Origin of the sequence: Alloprevotella sp. OH1205_COT-284 (assembly GCF_003859795.1) — a bacterium.
GTDB lineage: Bacteria > Bacteroidota > Bacteroidia > Bacteroidales > Bacteroidaceae > Alloprevotella.
The window spans coordinates 31218-48849 of the sequence record NZ_RQYI01000012.1 but is presented as its reverse complement, the minus strand read 5'-3'; the positions used below and the strand labels follow the sequence as shown (position 1 = coordinate 48849).

Below are 17632 nucleotides of genomic sequence, written 5' to 3'. Positions count from 1 at the left end.
TACAGTCGAGCCGACAAACCGCTCATTCATCATGCGGTTTCATCATGCACGGATGCGCAAAGGGATTGCCGACATCGTTTCTCTAATACTCGTCTTCGTTGAAAAGGAAGTCTTCTTTCGTCGGATAATCCGGCCATACATCTTCGATGGTTTCATAGATTTCTCCTTCGTCTTCCAATTCTTGCAAATTTTCAACTACTTCCATTGGTGAGCCGGAACGCATGGCATAATCGATCAGTTCTTCCTTTGTTGCTGGCCAAGGGGCATCTTCGAGCTTTGAAGCCAATTCGAGTGTCCAATACATAATTTACAAAAGTTTTAGCGACCTCCGCAAATGGCCTGAAAATCTCATCATTTCGAAGGTGGAAATAGGATAATAACTTATTTTTGAGCGCAAAAATACGCTTTTCTTTGGATTGTTCAAGCGTTTCGGGCAATATTTTTTGTTTGTCGCCGAAATATTCACTCGATACACGGAAAATACATTTTTCTCGCTTGATGGGCACAGAGCGACATTTCTCTATCTCCGCATACGCTCCAAAAAACTCTCGACACAAGGCAGGAACTTGCGGAACGCAGGTCAGTGATCGTGTTTTCTACTCGTTATGCAGAAAAATTTAAGTAACGAGCAGATTTTTCTACTCGTTACTCCCTTCATTCTACTCCTTGGGTAGGATACGCTCCGACGCCTTGAAAACATATCCGGACAAGCCGAAGAGGAGGTGAAGCCATTTTTCGTAAAAAAGCGACTTTTTCCACCCCTACCGGGATTTTTTATTCTTTTTATCTACATTGTCTACACTATCCTTTTTAAGTCACAGATATATAAACCGTTGCGAATGTAGACAACGCAGAAAATCAACTACATTCGTTGCAACAACCTACACATCGGAGCGGGGGGGGCATGCAGAAGCTCGAAATCGCAATCGTGCAGCATAAAAGGCAGGATGTAGGATGAGTAGGTTTTGAGAAAAATTGTCTACATTCCTTTCTATCTGTGCATCATGAACTTAACTTCTTTCAGTGTATATAAGCAAACCGACTGTCTACACTCACACTCCACTGATATCCAACAACATAAAACAAAAAGTGTAGGTTTTTCGACGTTTTTACGAAATGATCATGAAGGAATCCCACACGATGAACCATCCCCCTCCTAAAAACACGTTTGACCTACATTCAAAGGTGCGTTCGGCCACACCACGAAAAAACAAGGGCGGTTTGCAGAGGCTTCGTCGGAGAAAGCGTTGTTTTGCATCAGCACCTTATCTTCTTGACAGAATGCGCTCATTTCAAGAAAAAAACTTATCTTTGTGCTCGTAAATCAGCATCAACATCTATCCTTAATTCCTTTTCACATGCGAAAAAGCATTTACACGCCCCTATTTCTGCTCATACTGTTTTTCTTCCCGATTTTCGGAAAAGCGGCCGATTTCGTCAATCTCACCCCCCGTCCCAAGTGGATGTCGCAACAACAAGGCACCTACACCCTGCCCGAACGCCTCACGGTGGGTGGAGAAGCACTCGGCGACAGCATTACGCTCGAAATTGCCAAATTCGCGGCCGATTTCAATCGGGCGGCAAGCGGCGTGCAAGCCGTTGCAACCGAAAATGCCGCCGATGCGGCCATTCAGCTCCTTCTCAATCAAAAACTGCGCACCTCTTTGGGAGAAGAAGGCTACAAACTCACCGTCAGCAGAAAAGGCGTGACGATTGAGAGCGGAACGCAAAAAGGTTTTTATTATGGTTTCGTGAGTCTGAAAAAGATGCTTCCGGCCTGCATCATGGCCGGAGTGAAAGACAGCAAAGTCACGACCTACACCCTGCCCTATGTGTCCATCACCGATGCTCCTCGCTACAAATATAGAGGTTTCATGCTCGACGTGAGCCGTCACTTTTTCTCGGCCAAACAAATCAAACGCATCATCGACGTCATGGCAGCCTACAAGATGAATGCTTTCCACTTTCACCTGACCGACGACCAAGGTTGGCGTTGGGAGGTGAAACAATATCCCAACCTCACGCGCATCGGTTCGGTGGCGGCAAACACCTATCTGACCGCCATGTATCACGGAGCCTATTGGACAAACGAGCAATACGGCCCCTACTTCTACACACAAGAGGAACTTCGCGACATCGTGGCCTATGCCGCCGAACGCCACATTGAGATCATCCCCGAAATCGACATGCCCGGCCATTTCGTTGCCGCCATGGCTTCCTATCCGGAATTTTCGTGCAATCCCGACAATCCGCCCACGGTATGGACACACGGAGGGATCTCCACCCATATCCTCAACGTGGCCAATCCCCGTTCGGTGCAATTTGCCAAAAACATCCTCACCGAGCTGATGGACATTTTCCCCTCGAAGACGATCCACATCGGCGGCGACGAATGCCCCACGTCCGCTTGGGAAAACAACGCCCTCTGCAAAGCGCTCTACAACAAACTCGGCCTCAAATCCTATCGTCAGCTGCAAAGCCACTTCATCAAAGAGATGAACGAACACGTCAAAGCACGCGGTCGTAAACTGGCCGTTTGGAACGAGGCCATTACCGCAAACGGCACCGATCTCGACATTATGAAAGCCACCGGTGCCACCGTCTATTGCTGGATCGGAGCCGCAGAAGCCGCCAAAAAAGCCGCTCAGCTCAAACTGCCACACATCTACACGCCTCAAAGACCTTACTACATCAACCGACAAGCCGGCAACGAACCGTGGGAGATTTCGCTCCCCGGCGACGGAAGCGACCACCTGAAAGCCGTTTACAACCATGCTCCCGTTTCAAATGCTTACACACGAGGCGTACAAGCGACCTTCTGGACAGAACACGTGGGCAACGACGACCTTCTCGAATACCTCACCTTCCCCCGGCTCATTGCCGTGGCCGAAGCCGGCTGGACGCCGCAATCGCTGCGCAACTTCAACAACTTCGCGGAGCGCATGAGGGCCGACACCGTCATGCTCAACTACAACAATTATCAATACGGCCGCCACTTCCTCAACACCAATCCCTCGCCCATTCCTCCCATTGACGACACACCGCCGGCCGTCATTCCCGAAAACGGAAAAACCTACATCGTGCGCTGCGCCATCGATCGTTTCAAGGGAACGGCCATTTCCGACAACGGCAAATCGCAACACCCGATGCACACCACAGACTCTCGTGCCAACATCGGTTGGATGGCCACCGAAGTCACCCCCTACGATCCTGCCACGCGCCAGCTCAAACTCCGTCTGAAAAACGTCACCACCGGCCGCAGCATCGGCAATGCCGCCTCCAACCTCCAAGGCACATTGGGCTTTCCTCTTTCCATGGGCAATGCAACTCCGCTCACCCTCTCCTACAACCCTGCCCACAAGGATTTCACCATTTCCGTTTCCAACAAAAACCTCTTCCCCGTGCCTCATCAATCCCCGGCTCTTCCCGGCATCGTCAGCGCGGGCAACAAGGAAGGTCTCGGCAATGCCGTGCGCCCTCAGGGTGCGGCTTGGCAACTGATACCGGCAAGAACGATCACCTACGTTTGCACCGACACGGAAAACAAAGAGTTGGGTAAAGTTAAAGAGATTATCGCACAAGGCGACATCACGCTCACCCCGCCTTCATTCGCCGGATACAAACTCAAAACTCAACTCCCCGACAACGTATCGCCCACCGAGGACGCCACTTTCAATCTCAGTTACGAGCGTGTGTCAAACCTCGTCTATCTCTCCTGCGAAGACAAGCACGGTGCTCTCCTGCGTCGCGACACAATCCATGTGCCCATTGGAACTACCGCCGACATCAAAGTGCCCGAAATCCCCTACTACACGGCCGTAGACGTGCCGACCGAAGCACTCACCCAAACGCCAAAGGCCGACACACACATCGTCATCGTCTATTCCACCGAAGCCTATTCGGGTGTCAAGGCTTTGGCCGAACCCGTGAGCCGTTTGGAAGACGGCATCGGCCTCGTCATCTACGACACTTCGAGCAACAACCCCGAACGCGCCGGCTACCGCAACCTCAATCCCTCCACCCTGCAAATCATGCGCGGAAACCTCACCTTTGGGGAGGCCGACCCCTATTTCACATGGGTGTTTGAAAAGAGCGGTGCCAAATGGAAAATCAAAAACGAAGTGGTCAATAAATACATTCCCGAAATGAAAAGATCGGGCAGCATCATCGTTTCGAAAACTCCCGGTTCGTTTCAATTCACCCTCAATGCCGACAAAGAAACGTGGAAGGTGCAAGGCAGCAACGGACTCTACTGGGATGGTGCGGAGAACAGTATGACGGGTTGGCACACCTATGGTCACCCCTATCGCCTACATCGCTATTTCGCAGCCCCTTATTTCGGCGTCACCCTCTTGGCCGTTTCCGGCGATGACAACAGCACCCTCGATCAGAAATTCCACCTCGTTCCGGCCGGCCACTCCTTTACCTTCGTCGCTCCGCTCATCGCCGGCAAGGAATTGCGCTCCATTGAGAACGCCGACGATTTGAAGAGCGTATCGAAGCATACCACCGTGCGTTGTCTTTATTCCGCTCCCAATGCCATATCCTCCCCGCTTGTCGGGCAACCTTCCCACCAAACCATCCACGACCTTTCGGGACGTCGGGTTGCCCCCTCTCACACCGGTCTCTATATTGTGAACGGAAAGAAAGTGCTGTTGAAATAGCCCTCTTCTCACCATTCGTCCGCACTTCTTTGTAACGACAAACGATTGCTTTGTGACGACAAACAATTTGCGCCGATCGCCTCCTTCTCGGAAACGATCGGCGCAATTTTCATGTGCTCGACATGTTCGTCGTCCATACCTCGACATGCCGAAACGGGAAAGACGCGATCATTGGCAAGAAGTGCGAGGCCGACTCTACGAAAACGGACAGACTTACGAAGCGAGGCGAAAAGCCAGCCATGCCGCCACATAAGCCAAAGAGGTGGAATAAAAGGCAGAGAAAAGAGCGTATCGCCAACGGCCGCTCTCGCCCCGAATCGCCGCAATAGTCGCCAAGCAGGGGAAGTAGAGCAAAGCAAACACCACATAGCTCAATCCGGCAGCAGGCGGTGTCGTGGCACGAATGGCCTCCACCAGTTTTCCGTCGGCCTCTTCGTCGTCACCGCTTCCCACGGCCGCCGCACTCTCTTCGTCGAGCTGATACAACACGCCAAGCGTGGACACCATCAGCTCTTTTGCTCCGGCACCGGCCAAGATGCCCACTCCCATGCGCCAATCGAAGCCGAGCGGTTCGATGATGGGGCGCAAAAGATGTCCGGCACGTCCGAGATACGATTGTTCTTGTTGTTGAGCAGGCGTGACATCCCCCTCGGCACGCGGGAAATAGCCCAACAGCCAAACCACCACCGAAGCCACAAGAATGAGGCCTCCCATTTTGCGAAGATACTGACGACCTTTCTCCCAAGTGTGGTGCAACACACTCGTCGGAACGGGGCGACGATAAGGGGGAATTTCCATTACGAAATGGCTTTCTTCACGACGGCGAATGACAAAATTGAGCATCCATGCCGAAGCAAACGCCACCAATATACCGCCCACATAAAGGCCGAACATCACATAAGTGGCCGAATCGGGAAAGAAAGCTGCGGTAAACACGACGTAAACCGGCAGACGGGCGGAACACGACATGAAGGGCAGTGTGACCATCGTAATCAGCCGGCTCTTGCGACTTTCTATGGTTCGGGTGGCCATAACCGCCGGCACGTTGCACCCGAAACCTGTAAGCATCGGGAAGAACGATTTGCCGTGCAAGCCTACCCGGCGCAGAAGCGGATCAAACAGCAATGCCGCACGTGCCAAATAGCCCGAATCTTCGAGTATCGAGATGAAGAAGTACAAAATCAAGATGTTGGGGAGAAAGACAATGACGGCTCCCACACCGCCGATGATGCCGTCGACCAAAAGATCTGTCGCCCAAGAGTCCGGCAATACCGAACCGATCACCTCTCCCAGCTTTCCGATGCCGAGTTCCATCCAGTCCATGGGATAGGCTCCGAGCGTGAAAGTGGCATGAAACACAAGAAACATCACGACGAAAAATGCCAAGTAGGCCAAACCACTCTTGGCCAGCCACTTGTCGAGCATTTCCGACAGACGAACGGCGCGGCCTTCCCGCAATCGGTAGATGTCAGAAAGATAGTGGTGCACGAGGGCGTGCGGATCGGCATGGCTATGGGGATCGTCACGAAGCGAGGAAGAGAGGGGATCGCTCTCTCCCGATCGCAACGCCTCCTCCCGGGCATCGACCAATTTCAACGCCGATCGGATAGCATCATCAATGCCACGGCGGCGACTCGCCACACACGGCACAAAAGGCATGCCGACATGCGTTTCCAGACGTTCGAGATCAAGGCTCGAACCGCTTTCTTCAAACTCATCATACATATTGAGCACTCCCACCATCGGAATGCCCAGTTCTCGAAGTTGGAGGGTGAGCAACAGATTGCGTTCGAGGTTATTGACATCGAGCACATTGAGCACGACATCAATTTCTCCCTTTTGCAATTCGTTCATCACATAGGCCTCTTCCGGCGAATATGCCCGCAGGCTGTACGTGCCGGGCAAATCGACAAAGCGGATTGTGCGTCCCTCAAAACAGGTTTCGCCCACCACGCTCGACACCGTCACTCCGGCATAGTTTCCCGTTCGCTCATGTCCTCCCGAAGCCGCATTGAACACGGTGGTCTTTCCACAGTTCGGATTGCCCACGAGGGCAATGGTGATCGTGCCCTCCTGTTTGGGTGCAAGTTTTTTTCGCGGTGCACATCCGGCACATCCGGCACACGATGCCGGCGAGCAACTCATGGCGTGGAAATCGTCGGGATGCGTGGGTTCTCCGGGCGCGTGGCGGTGGCCGATATTGAAGGGCGCGGCCTTTCGGTCGCGACGCAGGGTTGCCGTAGCAGCGTTTTTGGCCACTCGTTGCTCATCGGCATAGTTTTCGTCGGGTCGCTCGGTGGTAATGCCTATCAATTCCGCCTCAATGCGCCTCAACGCCACCCGCTGTCCCAACATGGCAAAAACGATCGGCGAACCGACAGGAGAGGCATAAAGCCGCTTCACCTCTTGTCCGGGCACAAAACCGAGTTCTTCAAGGCGAAGTCGAAAAGACGGGCTTCCGTCGAGCGTGACGACAAAGCCCGTTTCTTGATTGCGTAGTTCAGATAATTTCATACACGTTAAAATGCCGAGGCGTAGAAACTTGCGCCGTTTCTATTCGCCCACGGCTTGTTTGAATTGGTAGTGCAACCACTCATTTTGTTCTTCGATTGTGAGTGTAGAATTGTCGAGCACGAGGGCGTCGGGAGCTTGTCGCAGCGGATTGATTTCGCGATGCGAGTCGATATAATCCCTTTCTTGCACATTGTGCAAGATTTCCTCAAAAGTAGCCGGCATTCCTTTGGCTTGCAGTTCATCGTAACGACGACGCGCTCTCACTTCGGCCGAAGCGGTGACAAAAATTTTCAGTTCGGCATTGGGGAAAACGGCCGTTCCGATGTCGCGACCGTCCATCACGATACCTTTGCTCTTGCCCATCTCTTGTTGCAGCGAAGTCATGGCCTCGCGAACAAAGTCGAGGGTGGCTATGGGACTGACGCAGTTGCTCACTTCGATCGTGCGAATGGCCTCTTCCACGTCTTCTCCGTTGAGCATCGTGCGAGGAAGTCCGCTCGCCTCGTCAAGTCGAAAAGACACTTTCACTTCCGGCATGCGTGCCCGCAGTTCGGCGTGCCGAATTGTGCCGTCGGGTTCAAACAAACCGGCACGCAGTGCAAAGAGGGTGACTGCGCGATACATGGCACCGCTGTCCACATAGATATAGCCCACCTCGCGAGCGAGCTGTTTGGCCATCGTGCTTTTGCCGCAGGAACTGTGGCCGTCGATGGCGATGACGATTTTTTTCATGATAGAGCGTTTTGTGTCAAACGACAAGTTTGCTCTCGCTGTGTCGATAGGGCTATTCTTTCTCTGCATTCGCCCTCAGTCGAGATTTTGTTTGGAACGCAGACACACGATGGGGACGATCATTTCCTCCATCGATATGCCGCCGTGCTGAAACGTGTCGCGATAATATTGTACGTAGTAGTTATAGTTGTTGGGATAGGCAAAAAAGCGTGCCCCGGTGGCAAAGATATAGGTCGTCGAGAGGTTGGGTGCCGGCAGCAAGAAGCGTTTGGGCGTTTTCACCTCGAAAACCTCTTTCGGGGGATAGCTCAGGTTTTTGCCCAGTTTGTAGCGCAAATTGGTATTGACATTTCGATCGCCCACCACCTTGCAAGGGGTATCGACGCGTATGGATCCGTGGTCGGTGGTCATGATGATTTGGGCGTCGTCTTCGGCCAATTTCCGAAACAGCTCCCTCATGGCCGTGTTGCGAAACCACGACAGCGTTATGGCACGATAGGCCGCCTCGTTGGAAGCCAATTCGCGCACCATTTTGCTTTCGGTGCGTGCGTGCGAAAGGATGTCGATGAAGTTGATGACCAAGACGTTCAAGTCATGATGCTTCAAGGCCGAAAAATTGTTCAACAGCTTTTCGACCGCGGCCGAATCGTTGAGTTTGTGATACGACACCGTTTCTTTTCGCCGATGTCGCTGCATTTGTTTGGCAATGAGGGCTTCTTCGTTGAGGTTTTTCCCCTCGTCTTCATCTTCTTCCACCCACAGATCGGGATATTGCTCTTTGATTTGCAGCGGCATCAATCCCGAAAAAATGGCATTTCGGGCATATTGCGTGGAAGTGGGCAAAATGGCATAATACAGATCCTCCTCGATGTCGAACTCCTCGGCCAGCTCCTGCGAAAGCACGCGCCATTGGTCATAGCGAAAATTGTCGAGCACGAGAAACACCACGCGCCGCCCCTTTCCCAATCGCGGAAACACCACGCGCCTCATCACATCGGGCGAAAGCAAGGGACACTCCGGATCTTCCGGCGCATGCAGCCAGCTCTCATAGTCGCGCTTCACCCATTTGGCAAAAGCCGCATCGGCCTCCTCTTTTTGAAGGCGAAGCATGTCGTTCATCGGGGCGTCGGCACTCTCTTCGAGCTGCAACTCCCAGCGCACCAACCGCTTGTAGAGCTCTTTCCACGCCGCGGCATCTTTTGCCTCGTCGATTTGTCGGGAGAGCTGCGCAAACTCCTGCCGGTAGTTCGTTTCGGTTTGTTCCTGCACGATGATGCGCGAATGGATGTTCTTCTTCAAGGTGAGAAGAATTTGCATCGGATTGACGGGTTTGAGCAAATAGTCGGCAATTTTTGCGCCGATGGCTTGATCCATCAGGTCTTCCGCCTCGTTTTTCGTCACCATCACCACCGGCAGCGTCGGCTGTATTTCTTTAATGGCATTGAGCGTTTCGAGCCCCGACAGACCGGGCATGTTCTCGTCGAGCAGCATCAGATCGAACACCGCCGTCCGACAGAGGTCTATCGCATCGCGGCCGTTGGAAACGGTGGTGACATGATAGCCTCGCTTTTCGAGAAAGATGCAATGGGGTTTGAGGAGGTCGATTTCGTCATCGACCCAAAGGAGTCTTGCGCTCATAAAGCATGATTTTGAAGATAGACACAAAAACGCCGCAAAATCCTCTCGACAAGAACATGAGAAGTTTTTTCATCGGCAGCGGTTTTCGTCATTGGAAAGATGGACAAAGGTAGCGTTTTTTTCGCGAAGCACAAAAGCGGAAAATATATTTTAGCACCTCGTTGCAATCCGCCGTCGGCAATTCAAGAGCGGCGTGCTCCCAATCGCGGTTCCCGTTTTCCACCCGACGCAGCCTCCGGCCGTGAGGGCGACACCCTCAAAACCGGAAGAAGACCGGCCTTTTCCCATTCCTCACTTCTCGCAAGATTTGCCGATATTTTTTTTGCGGAACGGCCGTGCCGAACATTCTACATTGGAGATAAAAATCTTTACCTCAGAGCCGGTCGTTTCCGCATGGGAGGCGATGTAGCTTCGGCCGCCGGTGATCCGTTTCGCCTCCTCATTCTCGCGCACGCGCGCGTCACTTGTTTTAATTTTGCTTTCACTGCCTCCGCAAAAACAAGCAACAAGCTGAAAAACAGCGAAATGTGTGCGAAGGCAAGTGAAGGCAAAGCACGGAAAAAGCGAAGGCAAAATGCAAAGACGGATTGCAGTTTGCTGAAAATCAATTATTTCATTGTATTTTCTTCTTCCGCAAATCTCGAAAATGTGCGTTTTTGCTCCGCAAGCAGTGAAAGGAGGTGAAAGCAAAAGAAGGTTTTGCCTTCACCGTATCATCCCTGTTTTTCAATCGCTTACAAATCCTCTCAGAAGTCTTGCCTTCACTTGCCTTCGCACACATTTCGCTGTATTTCAGGATGTTGAACGTTTCGGTGAAGGCAAAACGGCAAAAAATAAAAAATAAGGTAAGAAAACGTCGAAAAAGGGCGGTTTCATCGAAAACGGAACGGCGGCAACAGCGAAGGCGGAAGAACGGCGCGACGAAAGGGCGACACCCTTGCCGCACTCCAACGAAAAAGAAACACTTTCGGCCACCGTTCCAACAAGCCTCCGTGGAGTTCGTCTATGCCTTTTTCAGTCGGCAATCAATGTGTATGAGCAAGCAGTGGGAGGTTTCGACAATAAGTTACGATTAAATTTCCGTGAACAAGAATAATGTGTTATTTTTGTGGGCAAATCAATCTAACGATGACACAATCGCTCTCTCTTCGTGAACTTGTAGAGCAAATGCCCACCATCACGCTGAAAGAAATGAAGTCCATACGCCTGATGAAGCGGACAGACACCAAGTTTGTGACCCACATGAACAAACTGCTGGAACTGCTCGCCATGGCGCAAGGACATTATTTTGTGCAAAAGGTGAGAGGCGAAATGCTCAGTCCATACGCCACGACCTATTTCGACAGCCGCGACCGCTTCATGTTTCGCATTCATCAATGCGGATCGCGGCCGAGAATGAAAGTCCGTGTGCGATCTTACACCAACGACGGCGAAACGTTTTTGGAAATCAAACGCAAAGACAATCGCAATAAGACCCACAAGGTGAGAATGCAGGTGCCCTCGCTCGAAGACGTGCTCAACGACGGCGTCGGAGAGGACTTTTTGCAACTCAACACGGGCAAGACCTTTGCCGATTTGCAACCGACCGTGGCCAATCGGTTCAGAAGAATCACCCTCGTCAATTTTGAAAAGACGGAACGGCTCACCATTGACTTCGACATACGTTTTCGCGACCTGCAAACCGGCGCCGAAACCTCTTTTGACGACGCCGTGGTCATCGAACTCAAACGCGACGGACGAGCGGCATCGCCCATTCTGCCGCTGCTCAGAAAACTGCGCATCCACCCCGGAGGGTTTTCAAAATATTGCGTCGGGACGGTCATGACCGGTTCGGGGCTGCGCGTCAATCGCTACAAGAAAAACCTGCAACGCATACACAAACGCATACAACAAGGACAATAATCTCACATTCAACACCTTAAAAAAGACTTTTATCGGTATGTCACCCACCTTAAACCTACTCCTTTCCCTCTTTCTCAACACCACCGTGGTTTGGTGCATCGTTCATTTCTTTTACTACCCCAAGAGTCGTCGTCGCGACTACTACTTCACATATCTCCTCCTGAGCGTGAGCATCTTCATGCTCATCTATTTGCTGCTGGGCAACGTCTCGGCCGACATCGGCATGGGAGCGGCACTCGGTCTGTTTGCCATCTTCGGCATCATTCGCTATCGCACGGAAAGTGTGCCCATTCGCGAAATGACCTATCTGTTTCTGCTCGTTGCCCTCAGCGTGCTCAACGGAAAACTCGGGGAGAGTGCACTCACCTCGTCGGCTCCGGCACTCGAAGCATGGAGCACGGTGCTGACCGTGAACGGCGTATTCCTGCTCAGCATCGCCATCAGCGAGAAAATGTTGCCCTCGACGCAGGGCTGCAAATACGTGCGCTACGACAACATCGAACTCATTCGCCCCGATCGCAAAGAAGATCTCATCGCCGACCTCACCCAACGCCTCGGCATCGAAATCAGCGACGTCGAAGTCGGTGCCGTCGATTTCCTGCAAGACGTGACGATGCTCAAAGTATTCTACAACGACAGCAACGGACACATCAAATCCGTCGATCGCGAATTCAAAATACCTCAACCCTAATTGCAACCATTTCATGAAACGACCGCTCTTATCTCTCCTCTTTGCCGCCGCCACACTCCCCATTGCCGCCCACCACGAAGGCGGAGCATGGTTTGAAGCCGCGGCAGAAAAAAATCTCTCCGCCCGTTTCAGCGTGGAGGGAGCACTCGGACACCGCCTCGAAGACAACTTCTCGCAACCCTCGCGCTGGGACGCCTCGATCGGACTGAGCTACAAGGCCACACCGTGGCTCAAACTCAGTGGCGGACAAATCTTCATTCGCGACTACAACGCCGAAGAAGCCACCCCGAAATACAACAACGCCGGACAGATCAACGGCTACAACGTAGACGCACCCTTCTGGCGCAACAAACTGCGCAGCTATTTCGACGCCACACTCAAACACAAATTTTCAAAACGTTGGAGCATTTCGCTGCGCGAACGCTATCAATACACACACAACCTCTCCACGACGGCCGTAGAAAGCAAATATCGCTCACCTCTTGCCAACAACCCCGGGCATACGGGAGCCGTATATACCTACAACGGCACGGACTTCACCAAACGCACCGAAGAGGTGGAAAACAAACGCTCGCGCAACCGCCACTACCTCCGTTCGCGCATCGGCGTGGAATATGACATCAAGGGACTGCCGCTCGACCCCTATTTCACCTATGAAATGACCAACAATCTGACCGAAAAGCTGTCTGTCGTCCGCCACCGCTTCACCCTCGGAACCGATTGGAAAATCACCAAGAAACACGTGCTCTCCATGGGCTACCTCTACCAAACCGGCACGATCGACAAAGGCGTCAAGGGACACCTCCATGTGCTCGACATCGGCTACAAATTCAAATTCTAAACTTTCTCCCGCATGAAACGCTACCTCCTCATTGCCGCAACCTTGCTCTCCCTCTCCGTTGCCGCACAAAAGGCAGACTACCTCACCCTCCGCACCACCGACGGAACAGAGAGCAGCCTTTCCTTGTCGGAGGGGATTCGCATCACTTTCGACAACGGACAAATCAAAGTCGTTGCCGGCAGCAAGACTTTCGTAAGGCCGCTGACAGAAATGAGCCGTATGTGGCTCTCGGCCACGCCCACCGTCATCAATGACATTCGCTCAAACGATGGCTTCGCCGAAGGAAGCCTTGTCAGCGTCTACACCCTCGACGGACGACTCGCCGCCACCTTCACACAAAGCAAAGGCAACGAGCCGCAACTCCCCGAAGGAATTTATATTTTCAAAAGTTCGGACAAAACCATAAAAAAGATCATCGCTCCATGATACGCCGACTCCATACTCTCCTGCTCTTTACGGGCATCTTTGCCATGGCCTCGGCTCAAAGCCTCGGCGTGAAACAGAAGCAAACCCTTTGGAAATATGCCGCGACCGACCTCTTGGAAATGCCCCTTGATTTCGCCTCGACGGCAACCTCAACTACGATGACCATAGGCCAAACCACGTTTAACACGGCCGACATTCAAGAAGTGGTCATCGACAAGAGTGCCTACCAACCGGGCGTCGTGCAGATCGACGTAGCCGCCCTCGCATCGGGCGAAACGGCCATTGTCGCCGACGGCGCGCTCGCCCCTCATCTGACCATTCGCTGCACACCGACATCGGTGGAAATCACAGCTGCTCCGACTCTGAACTCGGAAGTGACCTATCGACTGACGGGAAAAGCCAAGGGCAACGTCGTGCTTAACGGCAGCTACAAATGTGTCGTCGAACTCAACAACCTCCACCTCACGGGGACAGACACCATTCCCGCACTCCACATCAACAACGGAAAACGCATTGACATCGTCGTGCCCGTCGGCACCGTGAGCCACATTGCCGACGCAAAAACCAACAAGCGCAAAAGCGCGCTTTTCGTGAAAGGACACACCGAGTTTAAGGGTGGCGGAACGCTCAACATTGTCGGCAACGCCCGACACGCCTATTCATCAAACGAATATACGTGGATTCGCACCGGATTTGGTACGATCAACGTCACCGCCGCCGTGGCCGATGCCTTGAACATCGACCAATACTTGCAAATGGATGGCGGCACGATCAATGTTTCGGGCGTGGGCGGCGATGGCATCGACATCAGCAAAACACTCAACAACGACGGCACCGTCAATATGATCGACAAAAACAACGGCGAGTTGCTGATGAACGGCGGAACCCTCAACATCCGCATCAATGCCGACGACGTGAAAGGCATCAAAACCAAAAGCCACGCCACCATTGCCGCAGGCAACATCACGATCGATGTCAGCGGACTGGGTGTGAAAGGCATCAGCTGCGACGGCAATCTGCTTATCAGTCAAAAAACGCCGACGCCCACCATGGTGACCGTTTCGGCCAAAGGCGATGTGTTTCACCCCGGAGAGATCGACGAATCCAAAACACGCGGCATCAAAGCCGACCACGACTTCACGCTCGACGGCGGAACGGTAAAAGTCACCTCATCGGGCAAAAAATCCAAAGACATCAGGGTCGGCGGCACATACAAGTATAAATCGGGTACGATCACCGGAAACGTCGAAGCTGGATGACGCGGTTTGCCCAAGAACCTCTTTTTTAAGGAAATCCTCACCTTGTGTCATGCCCAAAGGTGGGGTTTTTCGTTTCCGAAATCGAATTTTGCGAAACCTTTTGCCCGATTTTGAAAAAAAAGGCGTACTTTTGCTCTCAAACTCAAATTGACTATCAAATGGAAATTACAGGAAAAATCACGCATGCTCTCGAACTCCGCAGCGGCACATCCACCCGCACCGGCAACGAATGGAAATCTCAATCGTTTGTTATTGAAACTCACGAACAATATCCCCGTCGCTGTGTGTTTGATGTGTTTGGCGAAGATCGTTTGCGCGAATTCAATATTCAGGTGGGCGAGGAGATGACCGTGAGCTTCGACATTGACGCTCGCGAATACAACGGACGCTGGTTCAACTCTGTTCGTGCTTGGAAAGTGGAACGCACTCCTGCCGGTGCATCGGCTTATGGTGCTCCTGTCGCACCGGCTCCCGTTGCCGGCACACCGACCTATCCCACCGCTCCGGCACCGGCACCCGAAGAAGGCGGAGCCGACGATCTGCCCTTCTGACAAAAGCGCGCATCGTCTGTGCCTACACACACGGAAAGCGGCATCGCAACTCTTCGGGGAACGATGCCGCTTTTTGATTTGCATCCGAAAAATGCGAGCATGCGGAGAGGAAGTTTTTCCGTCTTTTCGCGACGCGACGAAATCCGCCCTCGAAGCGGCGGAATGTTTTTGATTGAAGCATGAAAAAGATATATCGTTTCCTGCGTTGGATTGTTTTGCTGTTTTTTGTATCCACCGTGGGGGCAACATTGTACTACAAGTGGTATCCCGTTTCGTTCACTCCGCTGATGGGCATCCGCTGCATAGAGCAAATCGCTTCGGGCGAAGCACCACGACTGCGACACCGCTGGGTGAAGCTGGAAGAGATGTCGAAATATCTCCCCGTGGCGGTGATCGCTTCGGAAGACCAGAAATTTATGTACCACAACGGTTTCGACACAGAAGCCATAGGGCAGGCATTGCAGGAACGGCAAACGGGAAAACGCCAACGCGGAGGCAGCACGATTTCGCAACAAACGGCCAAAAACGTTTTTCTTTGGCCGGCTTCCTCATGGACAAGAAAAGGTTTTGAGGTCTATTTCACGTTTCTGATCGAAACGTTTTGGTCAAAGGAGCGCATCATGGAGGTGTATCTCAACAGCATAGAAATGGGCGACGGGCTCTATGGTGCGGAAGCCGTGGCACAAAGAAACTTTGCTTGCAGCGCGTCACAACTGACACGCGCCGAATGTGCCTTGATTGCGGCGACGCTGCCCAATCCGCGAAAATACGACAGTGCACGCCCCACGCCTTATATGAGAAGGCGGCAAAAATGGATTCAACGACAGATGCGCCACGTGCCGCTGCTGCGTCCCCGATCGGACAAAAGCAAGGGGCGACCCTGATCGGGAAAAAACCGAAGGGTTGCGGTTGAAATTACACGGCTCGCAGAAAAAACGGCATTGGAGCTAAAATTTCCTATATGGCTCGCAGAATTTTCTACTCGTTATGCAGAAAATTCTACTCGTTATGCCGACTTTCCTACCCGGCCTTCCGTTTTCACAATCTCGACCGCTTGCGCGCCGGCCGACATCGTTTCTTCTCGTTCTCCCCAAAAACGGATCGGCAAACGCATTCGGGGAATTGACGCCAAACGCTTAAACACAACGTAGCCCACACCATTTATTTTCGGTGTGGGCTACGTTGTGTTTCGATTTGCGAGAAAAAGCCTATGGGTATATGCTCATTCGTCGTCTGACCGGCGACAGGCTTTTTGCATCAGATGAGGGGAATGCCGGCGGCCTTACATTCGCGGCGCATGTCTTCCGGCCAGATCGAGGCTTGAATTTCGCCGATGTGTGCCTTTTGGAGATAATACATACACAAGCGGCTTTGCCCGATGCCTCCGCCGACGCTGAGAGGAAGTGTTTCGTCGAGCAAACGGCGATGAAAATAGAGTTGGGCACGATCTTCCTTTCCGCTTTCGCGAAGCTGCCGTATCAAAGCCTCTTTGTCAACTCTGATACCCATGGAGGAGAGTTCAAAACTGCGTCCCAACAGTTCATTCCACACGAGGAGATCACCGTTCAGACCGGGAAATCCGAGAGAAGAGGGCGTGGAGTAATCATCGTAGTCGGGCGCACGCAAGTCGTGGGGTTCTCCATCGTCGAGCGGACAACCGATGCCGATGACAAAGACCGCTCCCCATTCGCGAGAAATGGCGTCTTCCCGCTCCTTGGACGAGAGTTGGGGGTAACGACGACGAAGCTCTTCGGCATGAATAAAGGTGATGTGTTCGGGGAGCTGGGGACGCAGTTGCGGGAAACGCTCACAAACGAGATATTCCGTGCGCTGCATGGCGGCATAAATACATTCGACCACCTGCTTCAAAAACTCGACATTGCGATGTTCGGGGGCAATGACGCGCTCCCAATCCCATTGATCCACATAGAGGGAGTGGATGTTGCCCAACTCCTCATCGGCACGTATGGCGTTCATGTCGGTGTAGATGCCATAGCCTTCGGGAATGTCGTATTCGGCCAGTGTGAGGCGTTTCCATTTGGCCAAGGAGTGGACAACCTCGGCGCGAGCGTCTTTCAGATCTTTGATCGGAAAATTGACGGCGCGCTCCGTTCCGCTGAGATCGTCGTTGATGCCCAAACCGCGAAGCACAAACAAAGGAGCCGTGACACGGCGCAAACGAAGACCGGTCGAGAGATTGTCGGAGAAAAACTCTTTGATGACTTTGATGCCTTGTTCCGTTTCGGCAAGATTGAGCAAAGGTGTGTAGCCCTCAGGCTTGATGAGATAACTCATGGGTGGAGAAAGATTGGGATTGGGGTGATTTGACGAATCGACCAATTTGAAGTTGGTTTTCTTTCGATTTGCCTTATTTTGGATGCAAAATTACATCATAAGGTAAAGATGTACCAATT

At 52.5% G+C, this 17632-nt stretch carries 13 protein-coding genes; 8 read left to right on the top strand and 5 right to left on the bottom strand.

From position 1 onward, the window contains the following. Positions 1-82: 82 nt before the first annotated feature. Entirely contained in the window at positions 83-304 is a 222-nt protein-coding gene (locus EII14_RS04635; RefSeq protein WP_124931395.1) for a DUF2795 domain-containing protein, read from the bottom strand. A 1054-nt stretch (positions 305-1358) separates the two neighbouring features. Between EII14_RS04635 and EII14_RS04630 the strand changes: the two genes are divergently transcribed. Next, positions 1359-4664: a beta-N-acetylhexosaminidase gene (locus EII14_RS04630; RefSeq protein ID WP_124931394.1), complete on the top strand. Its 3306-nt coding sequence runs from the start codon at positions 1359-1361 to the stop codon at positions 4662-4664. Between the two features lie 213 nt (positions 4665-4877). On the opposite strand, the gene feoB is transcribed toward EII14_RS04630, so the two are convergent. From feoB to EII14_RS04615, 3 genes are all read right to left on the bottom strand, one after another. Continuing rightward, the gene (feoB, locus tag EII14_RS04625; protein ID WP_124931393.1) at positions 4878-7178 is read right to left on the bottom strand and encodes a ferrous iron transport protein B; all 2301 of its coding nucleotides are present in this window, start codon (positions 7176-7178) and stop codon (positions 4878-4880) included. A gap of 39 nt (positions 7179-7217) precedes the next feature. After that, on the bottom strand, positions 7218-7910 hold the full coding sequence (gene cmk / locus EII14_RS04620) for a (d)CMP kinase (RefSeq protein WP_124931392.1): 693 nt from the start codon (positions 7908-7910) through the stop codon (positions 7218-7220). A gap of 75 nt (positions 7911-7985) precedes the next feature. After that, positions 7986-9548, bottom strand: a complete 1563-nt coding sequence (locus tag EII14_RS04615; protein ID WP_124931391.1) for a bifunctional response regulator/alkaline phosphatase family protein — start codon at positions 9546-9548, stop codon at positions 7986-7988. A 1128-nt stretch (positions 9549-10676) separates the two neighbouring features. On the opposite strand from EII14_RS04615, the gene EII14_RS04610 reads away from it, so the two are divergent. From EII14_RS04610 to mtgA, 7 genes are all read left to right on the top strand, one after another. Beyond that, complete coding sequence (locus tag EII14_RS04610; RefSeq protein ID WP_233569369.1) at positions 10677-11450, top strand: polyphosphate polymerase domain-containing protein; 774 nt, start codon at positions 10677-10679, stop codon at positions 11448-11450. A 37-nt stretch (positions 11451-11487) separates the two neighbouring features. Continuing rightward, positions 11488-12141 (top strand): DUF4956 domain-containing protein, encoded by a 654-nt coding sequence (locus EII14_RS04605; RefSeq protein WP_124931390.1) that lies wholly within the window; start codon positions 11488-11490, stop codon positions 12139-12141. Between the two features lie 13 nt (positions 12142-12154). Beyond that, entirely contained in the window at positions 12155-12982 is an 828-nt protein-coding gene (locus EII14_RS04600; RefSeq protein ID WP_124931389.1) for a DUF2490 domain-containing protein, read from the top strand. Positions 12983-12994: 12 nt separating this feature from the next. Continuing rightward, positions 12995-13408: a T9SS type A sorting domain-containing protein gene (locus EII14_RS04595; protein ID WP_124931388.1), complete on the top strand. Its 414-nt coding sequence runs from the start codon at positions 12995-12997 to the stop codon at positions 13406-13408. Beyond that, positions 13405-14667 carry a carbohydrate-binding domain-containing protein gene (locus EII14_RS04590; protein ID WP_124931387.1) on the top strand — a complete coding sequence of 421 codons (1263 nt, stop codon included), beginning with the start codon at positions 13405-13407 and terminating at the stop codon, positions 14665-14667. Before EII14_RS04595 ends, EII14_RS04590 begins: the two co-directional genes overlap by 4 nt. 158 nt (positions 14668-14825) lie before the next feature. Then, positions 14826-15218: a DUF3127 domain-containing protein gene (locus EII14_RS04585; protein ID WP_124931386.1), complete on the top strand. Its 393-nt coding sequence runs from the start codon at positions 14826-14828 to the stop codon at positions 15216-15218. A 179-nt stretch (positions 15219-15397) separates the two neighbouring features. After that, positions 15398-16102, top strand: a complete 705-nt coding sequence (mtgA, locus tag EII14_RS04580; protein ID WP_124931385.1) for a monofunctional biosynthetic peptidoglycan transglycosylase — start codon at positions 15398-15400, stop codon at positions 16100-16102. Positions 16103-16475: 373 nt separating this feature from the next. Here the strand turns inward: mtgA and asnA are convergent, their stop codons facing one another. After that, positions 16476-17513 carry an aspartate--ammonia ligase gene (gene asnA / locus EII14_RS04575; RefSeq protein WP_124931384.1) on the bottom strand — a complete coding sequence of 346 codons (1038 nt, stop codon included), beginning with the start codon at positions 17511-17513 and terminating at the stop codon, positions 16476-16478. Positions 17514-17632: the final 119 nt, after the last annotated feature.

Coding starts and splice junctions, on each gene's coding strand:
- EII14_RS04635 (WP_124931395.1), bottom strand. CDS start 304: ATGTATTGGACACTCGAATTGGCTTCAAAGCTCGAAGATGCCCCTTGG.
- EII14_RS04630 (WP_124931394.1), top strand. CDS start 1,359: ATGCGAAAAAGCATTTACACGCCCCTATTTCTGCTCATACTGTTTTTC.
- feoB (WP_124931393.1), bottom strand. CDS start 7,178: ATGAAATTATCTGAACTACGCAATCAAGAAACGGGCTTTGTCGTCACG.
- cmk (WP_124931392.1), bottom strand. CDS start 7,910: ATGAAAAAAATCGTCATCGCCATCGACGGCCACAGTTCCTGCGGCAAA.
- EII14_RS04615 (WP_124931391.1), bottom strand. CDS start 9,548: ATGAGCGCAAGACTCCTTTGGGTCGATGACGAAATCGACCTCCTCAAA.
- EII14_RS04610 (WP_233569369.1), top strand. CDS start 10,677: ATGACACAATCGCTCTCTCTTCGTGAACTTGTAGAGCAAATGCCCACC.
- EII14_RS04605 (WP_124931390.1), top strand. CDS start 11,488: ATGTCACCCACCTTAAACCTACTCCTTTCCCTCTTTCTCAACACCACC.
- EII14_RS04600 (WP_124931389.1), top strand. CDS start 12,155: ATGAAACGACCGCTCTTATCTCTCCTCTTTGCCGCCGCCACACTCCCC.
- EII14_RS04595 (WP_124931388.1), top strand. CDS start 12,995: ATGAAACGCTACCTCCTCATTGCCGCAACCTTGCTCTCCCTCTCCGTT.
- EII14_RS04590 (WP_124931387.1), top strand. CDS start 13,405: ATGATACGCCGACTCCATACTCTCCTGCTCTTTACGGGCATCTTTGCC.
- EII14_RS04585 (WP_124931386.1), top strand. CDS start 14,826: ATGGAAATTACAGGAAAAATCACGCATGCTCTCGAACTCCGCAGCGGC.
- mtgA (WP_124931385.1), top strand. CDS start 15,398: ATGAAAAAGATATATCGTTTCCTGCGTTGGATTGTTTTGCTGTTTTTT.
- asnA (WP_124931384.1), bottom strand. CDS start 17,513: ATGAGTTATCTCATCAAGCCTGAGGGCTACACACCTTTGCTCAATCTT.